The sequence below is a fragment of the Bradyrhizobium sp. NAS96.2 genome, from assembly GCF_001908235.1.
Lineage (GTDB): Bacteria > Pseudomonadota > Alphaproteobacteria > Rhizobiales > Xanthobacteraceae > Bradyrhizobium.
Window position 1 is genome coordinate 17,036 of the sequence record NZ_LGHK01000140.1, and the last position, 15,108, is coordinate 32,143.

Here is a 15,108-nt window from a genome sequence, read left to right on the forward strand (position 1 = left end):
AACGGGGTAGGCGGATGACTGCGGAAATCGCGGTGCTTAATCGGAGCGCGGTGGCGCTGGCTGCAGACAGCGTGGTTACGATAGGGCACGGCTCCAATGCCAAGACCTACGCGTCCGAGAACAAGCTGTTCGAGTTGTCGGAGAAGAAGCCGGTCGGGCTCATGATCTACAACTCGCTCGATTTCTACGGTTATCCGTGGGAAGTCCTGATCAAGGATTTCAGGAAGGAAAAGGGGAGCACCGCATGTGAAAGTGTCTGCGACTGGACGCAATGTTTCGTTGATTGGCTCGACGTCAAGCACAGGCCAACCGAGGATCAGCAGGAAAGTCAGTTCACCCGCAACGTCAGGGAGATTCTCCAGGAACCGGTCAGCAAAGTGCGTGGCAAGAGCATTCCTTTCCTCACGAGGCGGCGGACAAAGGCGCTGCAACAGCGCATCAGAGACATCCTGCCGGAGGTGATACGAGAAGAGACCCGGGCGCTGATCGATTACGGCAGTATCAGTACTGTCAACAAGCTGAAAGCCGCAGATCCCAATCACGCCAGAATACTGGACGAGACCACGCTGCAGACCTGGTTGAGTGATCGGGCAGCGCTGATCGATCAGATCGCAGCCGAGCAGTTCGGAAATTATCCTCTGGATGACGCCGACAAGCGGACGCTGCGGCAATATGTGCTCGACGTCTTCAGCCGCCACGTATTTACCAGTTCCCACACCGGGCTGGTGTTTGCCGGCTTTGGAGACAGTGAGCAGTTTCCCTCGCTCCACAACGTCACAATCGACGGCGTCTTGGGCGGAAGCTTGCGCTGCCTCGAAGGCGACTACTATGACGTCGATCGGTCCGAAAATCAGGGAACAGTCATTCCATTCGCGCAGCCTGATGTTGCCCGACGCTTCCTGTACGGGGTCGACGATATCCTGGAGGATCAGGTCGCCCATTATTTCGTCAGCGCGATTAAGGACCTGGCGCCCCACATCAGTTCAAGTCTTGGTCTGGGCGGCGAGCGAAGGAAGGCATTGAAGCAGGCGCTCGAGATAGCCGCAGATTCGCTCAAGCAGAGCTATTTTGGTTCGGCGAGCGATGACCTGAAGAACCATTTTTTCTGGTCGATCGAGGATATGGTCCGCTTGATGCCCAAGCAGGAGATGGCCAACCTTGCTGAAGCACTTGTAAATATTACAATTATAAAGAGAAGGGCTTCCGCCGAACTGGAGACCGTAGGTGGTCCGATCGACGTTGCCGTCATTTCGCGGCACGAGGGCTTCGTATGGGTAAAACGCAAACATTACTTCGATCCCCGGTTGAATCCTCGCTTCTTTTGGAGGAAATTCGGCGTAGGAAACCACGACAGTGAGGCCGAGGCATGATGGAAGGAAGAAAAGCGCGCCGCTTGCGCCGTTCGCCATCTTCGGGTCTCTCCGGTGAAGTTCACGACGAAACGTTGGCGGCGCGTTTGCGTCGCGTCGCTGAAGAGCAGGCCCAAAAGGCGGTCAAGGATCTCGAAGAGAAGGAAAGAGAGCGTCGGGATCCGGCTCGGGTGCATCCGAAAAGATGATCAAGTAGGACGCGTGCTTGGGGAGCTCACCTGCGCCGATGGCCGCGGTCTTCCATGCCAGGCCCAACGATGTTTGTGGCATTCTCGTGAGAGGAAAGCGCTTGCGGTTCTGTCTTGGTCCGCCGGTTGATGTGACGTATTTTGCGACCCATCGACGCTGCCCGATATGAGCTCTTCCTGAGGCGGACCCTCCAGGCGGGGCTATCAGATGAACGCAGAATACCTTGCCGGCCGCGACTTCAAAACGTCCCTCACGGCGCTGCCATCCCTCGCGGCAAGAGCGCTCGTTCCGTTAGATGTTGCTGAATAAAAGCTCGCCGGCGTGCTGTGAGGCGGCGGAGCCGTTTGCCAGTGACGATCCCAGTGCCAGTGACGATGCCAGCTGCGGCACCACCATCAGCAGCATGTTCTCCAGCCGGCGGCTTGCTTCCGGATCCTGCTGGGGGCCTGGGCAAAGCAGCGTGCAATCACTCGCACCCGGGATCTGCTGCAAGTCCTGCCATGCCGCCGCGGGGGGAGGGAACACAACAAATCCTCCCATAGGGTGACATCGGACGACCAGGTCGCCGGTCGCCCAGCCAAGTGTTCGCCTGTATCGCTCAACGGTGTATGGCTTTGTGCTCGTCTTGTCCTGGCCCTTGCCATGGTGTTTCGGGCTTGCCAAACACGCATCCCCGACCACGAGACATTTGGTATGCGCGGTGGTGATCCGGATGATGTAATCCGGTGCGCAGCGAGGTTCAGAGCCCAAAAAGGGACGGTCCGGATCCAGCTCCTGATTGCGCGCCGCCCATTCGAGGGCCGGCACGGTGCGATCATGGGCGGGCGGCAGCTCCTGGTAATCGATGAATACGGGGCCGGGCTCATAATCGAGCTCCACAACGATGTCGTCGCGCTGAAAGCGCCAGGAGCAGGAGCTCACCACGTCTGTTGCCTGCGCATAACATGCGCCCGTGAAACCCAGCCGACGGAATTCCTTGGCCAGCCATACGGCGCCCCAAAGCGCCCACAGACTGTTCAGGAACACCGGAGGAAAATGCGACCTTGATGACTCGATTGCAGAGAATGACTCGGATATGCGAGGCGCGAATGCGCGAAGCAGCCGACGAAGGCGATAATCGCGCTGAAACAGGGGACCTGGATGCACGAGGACGGTCATCAGCTCCACCTCGTCGCGAAGACGCGTGAGTGACCTCGACAGCTCTGTCAGCTTGAATTCGAGGGCGACCAGCCGCTCTATCTCCTCGTCAAGCTTCTTTTGCCGCCCCTCGGAGTTGCTCCTGGTCCCCTTCAATCGGAGCAGGCTCAATTCAGTCGTAACCAGGGTGGCTGCCTCGAGTAGCTGGCTATGCCTGCGTACCGCCCAGTGTGAGATGATGGCATTCTCGGCGAGCGGCACGCCGCGCCTGGCATGAGGTCCAAGTTCCGCGAATGGATCTCGGCGGATCGAGAGTGCTGCAGGCAGTTCCTCGATCACGAGTCCAACAAGTTCGGACGGCGCGATGGTCTGCCCACCTTCGGCGCGGCGGCTCCATGTCCGCTCCGGACGCTCAGTGACCATGTCCCAGGCGGCGGTTATTCCGAGCTCCAATTCGATATCCTCGACCATCGCGATCACGTCACGGTAGCCGAGCAGCAGTGTTGGAATAATGTAGCACCGCAAGGTGCAACCTTTTGGCACCTTCAACGCCAGGCTCACCTCGCCCAGGCGACGATTATATGCCAGCTCGGCTTCGAGGTCCCATCGTTGCCATCGCGCACCTTCCGGCGCGGGGTCGTCAAGCAGCTCCAGCTTTGCCTTGCTCTCGGCCTGTGCCCGGTGGCCCCTGATCAGGACATCGAGATACGGGGCATCATCACGAATGAGGTACCACGTCTTGGGCTCCCAGGCGTATTCGACGCTGACGCCGTCGGCGCCTGCAACCCGCACGGCTTCAATGAAGGTCTGTCCTATTGCCAAGGCGACACAAATCCAAGTCGTGCCTGCTGGCGCGCCAGCTTCAGACGCCGTCGGGTGCGGGGAAGCTCCTCGGCGCCCTCGACCGCCTTTTCCAGGGCATCCAGCGCCGGCTGCAATTGATCGAAGGCGCCGGCTATCTTCACCAGGATCCGGCTTGCAAGGACTCGGTCGACGAGTTCGTCCCGCTTCAACAGCCCCTTGCCTTGCAGGTCCAATCGATGATGCAGGCTCAAAATCGCCTTGACGTCGGCGATGACGCGCCGGGAAGGTAGAAGGTCATGGCGTAGATCATGTTCAAAAACGGCGACGTGCAGCGCATGCAGCACGGCATCGACGCGCTCATCGGTGCTCGCACCATCGACTGCGGCACTCGGCAGGCCCGGCAGCACCGGTACTGATTCAAGCCTGGTCAACACCGTCGGGTTGACTGCGTCCCAAGGGACCTGTGCGAGCTCAAGAAGAAAGCACCGGTCGATCACTTTCGGCGATGGTGGCCGCGAGGAATCGTCGATGTTCATCGTACCAAAGATCCGGCATGGAGCCATCTTCAGCTCGCGCGTGATGGCGCCGTCGCCGCCATCGAGCGCGTGGAACAGCCGTGACAGGTAGTATTCAGGACGCGTCAGGTTGAACTCATCGAAAAGAATCAAATGCGAGTCCGGATCACCTCCAAGCAAGTGACGCAGCTCTCCGTCGTCCCCGAACAGCACGTGATCGTTCTCCCAATGCGCCTGAACGGCAACTTCGTGGAACGTCTGTCCTCCCTCTCTCCCTAAGATGCGCGCGATTGTGCGAACGAGCGTCGACTTGCCACAGCCGGGAGGTCCAGCAAGCAGGACGATTGGGCGCACGGCCAGCGCCAATAGCGCAACGACGATATCGTCGAACTGCAGATGAAGATCTGTCGCTTTCAGCGATTCTCGGAGTGCATCGAGAGCATGGGAGAACCGAGAGTCAGAAATGCGGGCGTCCCAGTCAAATCGGCTCTCTTCGTCAAGATTGGGTTGAACCGCGGGCGCCGGAGCAAGCGGCACGACTGACAGGGCAGGCTCTGCGCTGCTGTGCGCTCTGCGGCGGTCATCGTTGATCGCCACCTCGGCGGCTTGTCCGACCACAGAAGCCGTTTCCGCAAGCGAAGGAGGGGCGGGCGTTACAATTTCCACATCTTGCGGGGACAGGGTCGCTTCAGACGTATCCGTGCCTTTTGCATCGAGCGCTGCGTCGGGCTCGCTCTCGGTCTTCGGCAGCAAATCGGATTCGTCGAGACCTTCCAGCACGACGCGATCGAGCTCTTCCGCGGAAATCCAGCCGCGATCCGCAGTCAGGGCAACGATTTTTGACATCCCGAGATCGAGCACCACGTCTTCCGCCGCGTCGACCGCGAGAGCTCCGGGCTGCAGAGGGCCATCGAAGGGATCCAGCGAGGATTCCTGGCGCGTTCGAAGCGTATTGGCGTCAATCCAGAGAGAGCCCTTGGTTCCCTCGACCTGCTCGGAGTGGATGGTCGCCCGCTGCTTTGCCGGATCCCATTCGACCTCCATCCTGCCTGGTGATTGACGGACACGAAAAGCGTCGAATTTTCGACCCTGACGAGCCGCAACACCTGCTGCGCCGCCCGGGATCAGCCGCATTCGTGGCTGCGCACCCTTTGCGAAGGCCGGCAGATCGGAAATGGGACGCTTGCCTCCGTCGTCGATGAAGGGATCGTTCGGATCGAGTACGGTAACCTGCTGTTCCAGCTCTGCCGGTTGCTTGACGCCCAGCAACAGCGGATAGGCGAGCGTGGACTCCAATGGTGCCTTGAAGACATTGCCGCCTTGTCCATCCGGTTCACGCAGACGCGGTGGATCGTAATTATGAAGAATGTGGGCGAGCCCGCCGGCCGCGGCGGCAATCGCGAACGAACTTCCCACCCGAAGCACCGTTGGGCGATGGTCGTCCGGGAACAGCGTTGACATCATCGCATCCTCAAAGCCGGGCAGCAGGCTCGTCCCTCCGGCCAGCAAGATGGTATCGATGAGGCGATAGGCCTCCTTTGCCGAACCGACGTTGCGATCGCGAAGCCGCTCCTCGCTCTTGCGGCGGGCATCTTCTGACGAGATCTGGTTCTCATAGAGGCGCTCACACAGCCTTTCGAACAGAGGCTGCAGCGCTTGCCAGAGCTCGTTGGCTACGGTCTCGAGGGTTCGTCGATCGATAAACAGGGGAGTGGCCGACGGAACCTCGACAGGGGCCACGACGTTCGCGTGGCTAGACCGCACCTTTGCTCGCTCTACCGCGCGCAGGGTACGGTCGCGCTCCTTTTCCAGCAGAAAGTCGTCTACACCAAGAATTTCCGCAAGCCGGACATCAACCCAGCGCCCCGCATGACCGACACTGTCGCCCCTCAACGCGCGCACACGAAGGTCTCGCTGTGCTCCTTTCGCATCGGCCTCAACGATCGTGCCATCTCGCCGGCTCAACACCAAAGTCATGTTGGCGGTCGAGGCACCCACGTCGATGACAAGGAGGACGTTGTTGGTCCCAGTCTCGAGCTTGAGCGTACGCTTGAGAAGGCGAAAATACTCGGCGACCATCTCGGGTTCCGGCACGATGGTGATGCCGGGAATCGCAGCTTCGACGGCGTCCTTGTAGCGCGTTCTGGTTTTTTCGTCGCCAATCGATGGCATCAGAGCGTATTTGCGCCGATTCCTGAACTGCGGTGGGAGCCCCTCCAGGATTTTCCTGAGATACGCCCGAAAAACTTCGTCACGTTCCAGCTCCCGAAAGGGAGTGTGCGGATTGCTTGAATCGTAGAAGATCTTCCGGACCGGCTTGGTGCCGTGAAGCATCCAGTCCTTGATGTCGTCCAACTCATAGACCCAGGCAGCATCTTTGGGACGATCCAGTCGCAACGTCCACTGTCTTCGATCGTTGCTATTGGGATCCGCTACAATGAAACAACGCGATGGGCGGAATGGCTGCAAGTCGTCTTGCAGGAGAAAACGGAACGCAGTTTCGGACATGCTCACTTCGCACAGTTGAGGCCTGTCCCGATCGGCGACGACAATGTGCGACCAAGAATATAACGGAGGCAGACCATAATCTCCGTGATGATCGCCCGGCTGCCCATAGTAAGCAACTACAACTTGTGGCCAAGGTGGTGAAGCGTAACCTTGCTCACCAAGTTTTTGAGGGCAACGGAAGCAATCCGAGCCGGTCTGTTTGGGTGCAGAAGCCGCGGCGCTTTAACAACGAACTTTTCTACCGCTGACGCGTGCGGCAATAGATCAAGCCCGCTCTTTTGCGCACACATACTAGCGGTCCCTGATGGTCAACCGAATTGCTAGTCCATGCGAGCCCTGGCGCTCCGTTTGACTGCGTCCGCATGCAGCGCGCGTATCGACACATTGTCGCAGGCGTTTTCTCGTTGGGGGGGACTAGATATATTTTGCGTAGTCTGTACTGACCTTTCCGTCAGTCACATATTTTAGTACTTCTCCAACTGAGCGTGCTGCTCGAATGGGTATGGGAAGCTTCTGATTCATCTGCGTCGAATTCCAGTTGATCTTGGTCAGCGACAGAACTTCGCTAGCAATCTGCGCGATGGTGCTGTCATGGCCTTCGTATGGGCACAACAGCAACGGCTTTGGATCATACATCCCCGGATAGGTCCCGTAATAGGGAATGCTGCCGTTTGTATATAGCAGCCCTTTGCCATCGAGCTCCACGAAGGTTCCCCTCATCACCGGGTAATTGCCGTCCCGCAAGACTTTCACCGAATAAGACTCCTGAACCCAAACCAAATCGCGAAGCTCGGCGCTGGCTTCGTCAATCGCCTCCAGAATGCCACTAGCCTCCTCTTCGCGAAATTGCGAGGTTTTCAGCACGATCACGCGTGCCGGATAGTGCTTATGGTGATTTTTGTAAGCCGCCAACGCGTCGGCGATAAGCTGTTTTGCGTCGTCCTCAGTCATGTAAGGATGCCTGCCGCGACTTTCCGTGTGGGCGAAGCCACGACCTCGCTCGTCGAACATCTGGGCGGCGCTGGTAAAGAGCTGCTGCCCGCCGACCTCGCGGTAAAAGCTGACGCCGATGTAGCAGGCCGTGAACTCACCATCCTGCGCCATCTTGCGCCACGGAATGCGGCCCGTGCCCTTATAATACAGCGTGGTGAACAGGTTCCATGTCCGTCCAGCCTTATCTTGAATCTTCCGTGCGCGGTTTTCCTTGATTTTGCGCGGGATGCTCGCGGCCTCGTCAAACACGTCTTCCCAGACGATCTGAATTGGAAAACTCAACCCCATCGCTTTGGCTTTGAGCATGCCGCGAAAATCAGGCGCGTCCGATCCGCCACTGTCGTCTTTCTCGGTCGTTGCCTTTGAATCGATTTTGGCGTTCCACACGCGTTCGATCAGGCTGACCGGGAGAGCTACAATAGCAACGTCAGGCCGATGACTTCCCTCGTCGAGAGTTTCTAGTTGCTGAACGATTTCATCAACGGCCATCTCGACAGCTTTGCCGTGATGCGGTTCTTTGCAAATCTTGTCGATTTTCGTTTGCGTGATAGCCGCGGTTGCGCCGTCCGCGATCTCGAACTTGCAGCGGAAGGGATTCTGATTCCCAAGCCCTGGAAAGTCCGGATGAAGATTTGGATGCTTCTCACCGTTGCCTGCGAAGCCGGCTGTGGCCTCGACGAAGAACTCCTTCGCATCCTCTACCGTCTTTGCGTTGCCGACCACTGCGATCTTGACGACATCACCAAGTGGGATCTGAAGCGGGCCCGCCTCAAACAGGCCCAGGCGTGGGTCCGGATGATGGTGCTTGTCGCCGAACTCCAGATGCGGCTCGTCGAATATTTTAGTGTCGAATTTCATCCGAACATCAGCTCCTGCCCGTCATCAGCGTCCGGTAAGGGCTTTTTCTGGGATCCCCAGCTATCTTCCGGAACGCGGGTCGCCAATGCCACCGTGGGCGGCTCTGAAAAAATCAAGCGTGGCTCTGCGGATTTCTTGGCGAAAAGATTGTTCTCGTCACGTTGCGACTGACTCAAGAAGCGGTGCCACATGACCACTTGACCGCGCAGCGATGCGCTGTTGTCAAGCCGCTTCTTTCCCGCCAAAAGCGCCGCAGGATACGAATGCGGGATAAATCCGTTAGTGGTGAAGAAATAGGTCGGGTTGATGACCAGATACCATTGGTCGTAAAGCCGCTCAAATCGAGGAGCGAATGCGTGATGCCGAACAAAGTCAACGCGGGAAGTGTCCGCCTTATTTTGTGCAACGTTCACGACCTCGGCTGACGTCTTTCTTTTGGATGCTTCGTAGGCGAACATTCTCGACTTGTTCTCGGTCAGCGCGCGGTAGTAGTACAGCTTCCGGTCCTTGTTCCAGCAGAGGTCTTCGCGCACCTGATGGCCAAGTGCCATGCGCAGCAGGAAAGCGAAGTTGTTCTGTTCATCATGATCTTCGTGGAATGCGATAGATTTCGTGTCGATCGCTTCGACCTGGTCAAGGTCCACGATGTGTCTGCAGACGGACTTGCGTGGATCGGAGAACGACCAGAAGGTCCCGCCCTTGATGACCCAGTCGAAGCGTGCTGGCTCATCGCCATCCAGCAGAATAGATGTAGCCTTCTTCGACGTGTGCGGCGTTGATGATATGAATATCTCGCCTGGCAGCGTGATCGGCAGAATATTGACCAGCGCTTCCTCGCCACCGCCTAATGGCGGAACATAGTAGCCAAAGCCAGCCTTTGGCACGGTCAAGGCTGCGAGCCGGTCTACAGCGTTCGCATCGAGAATGTCGCGCTGTTTGTCGAATTGCAGCCTGCGTTCCTCCTCCAGAAAGCCGCCGACTTCCTTCCAGAAATAGGTTTCGTCCGACCTACGGTAGAGAACGATAATGATCGGAAGGTTCGACCCTCGCCAGTAGGCGAGGTCATCGGGGCGTAGCAGATAGCTGAAGCCAGCCTCGTCTTCACCCGAATAGCGCGCCGCTTCCCTTGCCTTGACTTGTACAGCGATCATGCGGGCAAGTGGTTTTCCTCTGTCCATGACTTCCGCGATGCCATCCACGCCGGCTTCTAGTCGCGAGCGGCCGTCAAACTGGAATCCAATATGGAGAAAGCGTAAGCGGATAGCCGCCTCGCCAATTTCGCCCAACAGCTGACTTGTTGTGATGGATTTTGCCATGAGATTAGCTTAGAACGTTACGGGAACAGAAGTAAGGTGCTTTTCGTTGCCATCCACCGTTTTCTCGGCACGAAGCGAATCAAAGCTATGCGAATCACGAATTTTGCTCACAGTTTGGTTGACGCGGTTGCGATTTTCGGTGGTGCAACTCAGGTCAATGCGGTGCCTTGTAATTGTTCCGCCTGGGGTTGCGGGACCGGCGCGCTGACGCTTTTGCGTTCCGGCAAGTGCCCCTGAGAGATCATCCACCCACCAATCTTGAGACGGCGTGAGTGAGGCGCTCAATTATGCCGCTGCATTGCGATCTGACCGAGGCCGATGGACATGAGCGAAACTGACGATGTCGGCGCAAGGCGCGATGAATACGCGAGGATCCGACCGCTCTACGAAAAGCTCGCCCCGGAAATCCGCGATATCCTCACCGCCAAACTAGCGGCAGCTGGACTTGCTCCGGTCTCCCTTAGTCACCGGACAAAGACGCTGGACAGCTTTGAGACTAAGATTGGGCGCAAGGGCTACACGAGTCCGCTCTCGCAAACAACCGATCTCGCTGGTGTTCGTGTGGTGTGCGCCTATGAAGCGGAGCTTGCAAAGGTCGCCGAGATCATTGGGGCGGCGTTCGATGTCCGCGAACGTATCGACAAAGCGCTCGATCTCGGCGCGGACAGGATGGGTTACAACGGCAAGGCCTATGTTGTCAGGCTGGGCGCGGGCTACGCCGGCGGACGATATGACGGCATTACTGATCTCGATTGTGAGATTCAGGTGCGGACGGTCTTGCAAGATGCTTGGGCGCTGATTGCGCACCAGCTTGTCTACAAGAACGAAGGCTCGACACCCGAGCGACTGCGCCGGGACCTCAACAACGTTGCATCGCTCCTCGAGATCGCACAAGCGGTGTTCGACTCCGTTAGAGAGAAGAGGGAGGCCTATGTCAGCGAGATCCGGCAGAAGGAAAACGACCGGCCAGCCTTCCTGGCTCAACCGCTGGATTTCGACACCGTGATGGCTTACGCGCGCTGGAAGTTTCCGCAGCTTGATGCATCTGAACGTTTGACACAGATGTTGCTGAGAGACATCGACGTGAAGCACTATCCGACCTTGCGCGAGCTCAACGCAGTCGTCGATCGGGCCAGCCTCGCGGTGGACGCCTATCGGAACGAAAATCCCGAGTGGTTCAAGACCGGTACCGACTTCCTGACGAAGTCGCTGGGGTTCGTTGACCAAAAGTTCCGGGCAAAGCACGGCTTTGCGGCGAGGACACGGGCTGCTTTCGACAGGTTTCAGAGCCTGGTTGCGAAATAGCGAGCCCGACGCTGAGCGAAACAAGTCCGTGCAGCCCGGCGGGCTATGCTGCGGGGATCAGGAGTGTGGCTGATCTCCGCGCAGGTACAAGGCGTCCGGCCAACGCATTTGGAAGCTAACGATCGATGCGCGCTATCGGCGGAAGCTTTGCCCCAAGCGCGCCGGTCATGGGACGGCGGGGATGAAAGGCCCCGCTCGCAACCGGGGGCTGGGTAGCCTAAGTCGTTCTATAATATGGTGTATTTCATGGATTTGGGTGCTTTCAACGTTTGCTGAAATGGCCTATTTCAGTGAAATATATTGACTTTTTCACTGAAGATGCTATTTTCAGCGGATGTTGAAAGTGACCGAACAGGTGAAAGAGCTGGAAAGCCGGGCGGTTGGGGTCCTCGGTAAGATAATCGGGGAGGTGCCGGCGATCCAGGTCGAAGCGATCGATGTCGAGCCGCCGTCGAGCCGCGACCGGGGCGCCGATATCGTTGCTCACATTCAGATCGGCAATGAGCCGCGCTTGCTTCTGTGCGAAGTGAAGTCGAGCGGGCAACCGCGCCATGTCCGCTCGGGACTGCTGGACTTGCGCAATCTTGCGGCGCGCCTTGGACGGAAAGCAGTGCCCATCTTCATCGCTCCCTATCTCTCGCCGGAGGCTCAGGCCGTATGCCGCGAGAACAATGTCGGCTTTGTCGATCTGGCGGGCAACGCGCGCCTCGTGTTTGACAGCGTCTTTATCGAGAAGCTGGTTGCTTACGCGCCACCCGCCGAGCGGCGCGAGCTCAAGTCCCTCTTCAAGCCGAAATCGGCGCAAATACTGCGCCTGATGCTGCGCGAGCCAAAGCAGGCCTGGCGTGTCGCCGACCTCGCCCGGGACGCTGACGTCAGCCTGGGCCATGTCAGCAACGTGCGGGCCGGCCTGCTCGATCGCGAATGGGCGCGGTTGTCTGAAGATGGCCTGTTGCTGTCAGAGCCCGGTGTTTTGCTTGACGCGTGGCGCGCCGCTCACGAGCCGCTCGAGGCGAAGCGTGTGGGGTTTTACACCGTTCTCCATGGCAAGGCGCTCGAAGAGGCGGCTCGCCACGTTCTTGATCCGCACTCAAGGGCCGGTCGAGCCGTGTTTGCGTCGTTCTCGGCGGCGCATTGGCTGGCGCCTTATGGCAGGACCGCCACGCAATACTTTTACGCGGATAGTGCGGGCGTTGAATTGCTCAAGCAGCAGCTCAAGCTTGCTCCGTCCTCGAAGGGGGAGAATGTCGTCGTCATGGTGCCAAAAGACGATGGGGTTTTTCGCGACGCGATCGAGCCGGCGCCGGGTGTGTTCTGTACCAGTGACGTGCAGACCTATCTCGATCTTTGCACGGCCGGCGAACGTGGAGGGGAAGCAGCAGAGCATCTGCGGCGTACGAGGCTCAATTGGCCGGCGTAACGCAGCAGGAGCCGCAATCGGCGGCCGACTACGACGATCGCACCACGGCAGCCGTCAAGAGCGTCCTGATCGAAATCGGACAGATCCTCGGCAGCTTTGCCGGCAAATTCGCCGTGATCGGCGGCGCCGTGCCCTGGCTCCTGCTCAACAACGAAGAGATGCCGCATGTCGGCTCACTCGACGTCGATCTGAGCCTCGATGCGGAAGCACTTGGCTATGGTCAGTATGCCCTGCTGGTGGAAGAATTGATGAAGCATGGCTACGCGCAGCGTGACCAATTGCGGCCATTTCAACTGGTCCGCAGCGTGCTGGCACCCGACGACGATCCCGCCATTGACGTTATCGTCGATTTCCTGATGCCGCGGAACGCGACGATTGTTAAGAACAGGCCGCCGCTTGTTGCAGAGTTCGCCGTTCAACGAGCCGATGGCGCCGATCTCGCCTTGCGGTTCCATGAATTGGTTGTCGTCGTTGGGCCGATGCCGAACGGCGGGACCAATCGCGTCGAGATCGCCGTCTGCTCGATCCCGGCGTTGCTCGCTATGAAGGGGCACGCTCTGCAGGGGCGCTACAAGCAGAAGGACGCCTACGACATCTACTACTGCATCCGCAACTATGCCGGGGGGCCGGAAGCCCTGGCCGAACTATGCAAGCCGCTCCTGGCAGAAGAAAGCGCGGTCAAGGGCTATGCATTCATCGCTCAGAAATTCGAAGCAATCGATAGTTACGGCCCCACCTGCGTTCGCCGCTTTGTACAAGATACCAGCATACTCGCCGCACGAACACCCGAGCAGTGGCAACAGGACGCATTCGGACAGGTCGATGCCTGGCTTCGCGCTTTGGGATTGCGCAACTAGCTCCTGCCAATCTTGCTGCCGGGATTGGGTATTCGTGATCTCGACCCACGCACAAAAAGTCCGACCAACTGCTTAAGCGGCTAACGATCCGATCACATTGGCTTGCTCCAAAGTGCGCCGCAATGCTTCATCGGAGACGTGCGTATAGATTTCCGTCGTTGCGATGCTCGAGTGCCCAAGCAGCCGCTGCACAATGCGGATGTCGACACCACGCTCGATCAAGAGCGTCGCGGCCGTGTGCCGAAGCATGTGTGGCGTGACCCGTCGCTTGCTGTTCGCTTGCCGCGCAAGGCCAGCCAGTTGAGATCGGAAGGCGTGAGGCGTCAATCGGGATCCGCGCTGATTGAGGAAGAGTGCGCCTTTGCCCGATAGGCGGCGGCGTTCTTCGACGCGCCTGCGAAGCGAGTGCCGAAGCACTGGATTCGTGACATAGACCACGCGATCGCGAGAGCCTTTGCCACGAATCCGCAGACTCGCCGCATCGTGCGAAACATCGTCGAGATCGAGTTTGCATAGTTCACCGACCCGTATTCCGGTGGCGATCATCAGGGCGACCTCTATTCTCTCGTTTAGTCGCAATCGCCTGCGTGCCGGTGAGAAGCCTGCCGAAGCAAGCAATGCCGCGGTCTCGTCGCCCGTTAGCGCGCGAGGCAGTCTCTTGCGCCGGGCGAGCTTGAGCCGCCAACCGACGAACGGGTCGGAGGCCAATCCTTCGTCGTGCAGGTAACGGAAAAAGGTCCGTAGGCAGGCGAGGCGGCGACGGATTGTCGCCGTCGACTGCGACCGCTCCAGCCGCATGTTTTCGAGATATGCCCGCAAGATATCCGTGGTGATCGGCTGAGATCTGCTTCTGAGTGGTAGCCAGCGGCGAAAATCGGCGAGGTCATAGGAATAGGCCAGAAGCGTGTTCTCGGAGAGGTGTCGCTCGATCGAGCAAAACGTCAAGAATTTCTTGATGAGGGTCGGCAGTTTCACCATGTGCTCCTGCAGATAATCTGGTGCACATGTGCCGCATCGTAGGCGCGGCGGCTACGTCCCCCGCGATGATCTTGGGGATTACAGTTACCGAATGAACTATGATCAACGCCAAGCTTTACGAGCAGTACGTGGACGATCGGGTGATGTTCGGGCAGCGGCGAAGTAGCCGGACAGCATGAGCCAGAAGTCCGGTCGCTGCGGCGAGGCGTTGCGGAAGCGACCGATCTGCCAGTGCTCGATCTGTGTCTGCAATGCCAATCCACTGGCTATTCACTGCTGGCGTTGCGGGTCCGCGATCCAGGAATGCCCGGCAGGCGCCTGGAGCCAACAACCGGTAATCTTCGGTCAGTTCTTCATCCCTGGCGATATCACGGATGGCGACACATCCGTCCAGTCCGCTCGACAGGTTCGGCGTCCCGGTGTGGTTCAAAAATACTCCATTGTCTCGCGACAGTATCAGTTGCCCTGCATCCGTCACGAAGCAGCGCGATAGCAGCGTATTCCGTACCCGGTCGGGCAAACCACCGAGTTGCTCCACCTTTATTTCTTGATCAATGGCCTGATCAAATACCCAAATGCACGTACTGACCTTGAGCGGCGCGGCGGCAAAGACGCCCAAACCGTGGATCTTGCTAGGCGCAATGTAGGTCTCAACGATCAGCAACCGGGTACTCCCAGAACAAGGTCGAATGTCGAAATGCAACTTGAAGATGTTGATACACTCGACCGGAGTCGGTCAACATCTCGCATAACACCTGTTTATAGGAAGCCAACGGTCAATGGCCAAGACCATTTGGGCTTCAGAAGCCGTCGTTGAACGCATCGCAAACGAAGCCTGGGCCGAGGTTCAACTTACCT

The 15,108-nt window shown here is 58.4% G+C and carries 11 protein-coding genes; 5 read left to right on the plus strand and 6 right to left on the minus strand.

Annotated features, from left to right (window positions below; translation table 11 throughout):
- Positions 1–14 precede the first annotated feature (14 nt).
- On the plus strand, positions 15–1,370 hold the full coding sequence (locus AC628_RS27495; protein ID WP_074129925.1) for a hypothetical protein: 1,356 nt from the start codon (positions 15–17) through the stop codon (positions 1,368–1,370).
- Positions 1,367–1,558: a hypothetical protein gene (locus AC628_RS43190; RefSeq protein ID WP_143201830.1), complete on the plus strand. Its 192-nt coding sequence runs from the start codon at positions 1,367–1,369 to the stop codon at positions 1,556–1,558. Before AC628_RS27495 ends, AC628_RS43190 begins: the two co-directional genes overlap by 4 nt.
- Before the next feature lie 292 nt (positions 1,559–1,850).
- Here the strand turns inward: AC628_RS43190 and AC628_RS44260 are convergent, their stop codons facing one another.
- The 4 genes from AC628_RS44260 to AC628_RS27515 all read right to left on the minus strand — a co-directional run bounded on the left by AC628_RS44260 (position 1,851) and on the right by AC628_RS27515 (position 9,690).
- The gene (locus AC628_RS44260; RefSeq protein WP_168193464.1) at positions 1,851–3,518 is read right to left on the minus strand and encodes a hypothetical protein; all 1,668 of its coding nucleotides are present in this window, start codon (positions 3,516–3,518) and stop codon (positions 1,851–1,853) included.
- On the minus strand, positions 3,509–6,523 hold the full coding sequence (locus tag AC628_RS27505; RefSeq protein WP_143201832.1) for an AAA family ATPase: 3,015 nt from the start codon (positions 6,521–6,523) through the stop codon (positions 3,509–3,511). The genes AC628_RS44260 and AC628_RS27505 overlap by 10 nt, the downstream gene beginning before the upstream one ends.
- A gap of 414 nt (positions 6,524–6,937) precedes the next feature.
- Complete coding sequence (locus tag AC628_RS27510) at positions 6,938–8,374, minus strand: argonaute/piwi family protein (RefSeq protein ID WP_074129928.1); 1,437 nt, start codon at positions 8,372–8,374, stop codon at positions 6,938–6,940.
- Complete coding sequence (locus AC628_RS27515; protein WP_074129929.1) at positions 8,371–9,690, minus strand: DUF4365 domain-containing protein; 1,320 nt, start codon at positions 9,688–9,690, stop codon at positions 8,371–8,373. The genes AC628_RS27510 and AC628_RS27515 overlap by 4 nt, the downstream gene beginning before the upstream one ends.
- A 324-nt stretch (positions 9,691–10,014) precedes the next feature.
- Here AC628_RS27515 and AC628_RS27520 point away from each other — a divergent pair, with 324 nt between their 5' ends.
- The 3 genes from AC628_RS27520 to AC628_RS27530 all read left to right on the plus strand — a co-directional run bounded on the left by AC628_RS27520 (position 10,015) and on the right by AC628_RS27530 (position 13,272).
- Positions 10,015–10,995 carry a GTP pyrophosphokinase gene (locus AC628_RS27520; protein ID WP_168193465.1) on the plus strand — a complete coding sequence of 327 codons (981 nt, stop codon included), beginning with the start codon at positions 10,015–10,017 and terminating at the stop codon, positions 10,993–10,995.
- Positions 10,996–11,329: 334 nt separating this feature from the next.
- Positions 11,330–12,415, plus strand: coding sequence for a hypothetical protein (locus AC628_RS27525; protein ID WP_074129931.1), 1,086 nt, complete (start codon positions 11,330–11,332; stop codon positions 12,413–12,415).
- The gene (locus AC628_RS27530; RefSeq protein ID WP_074129932.1) at positions 12,403–13,272 is read left to right on the plus strand and encodes a nucleotidyl transferase AbiEii/AbiGii toxin family protein; all 870 of its coding nucleotides are present in this window, start codon (positions 12,403–12,405) and stop codon (positions 13,270–13,272) included. The genes AC628_RS27525 and AC628_RS27530 overlap by 13 nt, the downstream gene beginning before the upstream one ends.
- Positions 13,273–13,344: 72 nt before the next feature.
- Here the strand turns inward: AC628_RS27530 and AC628_RS27535 are convergent, their stop codons facing one another.
- Positions 13,345–14,247 carry a tyrosine-type recombinase/integrase gene (locus AC628_RS27535; RefSeq protein ID WP_074129936.1) on the minus strand — a complete coding sequence of 301 codons (903 nt, stop codon included), beginning with the start codon at positions 14,245–14,247 and terminating at the stop codon, positions 13,345–13,347.
- 118 nt (positions 14,248–14,365) lie between these two features.
- Complete coding sequence (locus AC628_RS43205; protein ID WP_143201835.1) at positions 14,366–14,914, minus strand: SET domain-containing protein-lysine N-methyltransferase; 549 nt, start codon at positions 14,912–14,914, stop codon at positions 14,366–14,368.
- Positions 14,915–15,108: the final 194 nt, after the last annotated feature.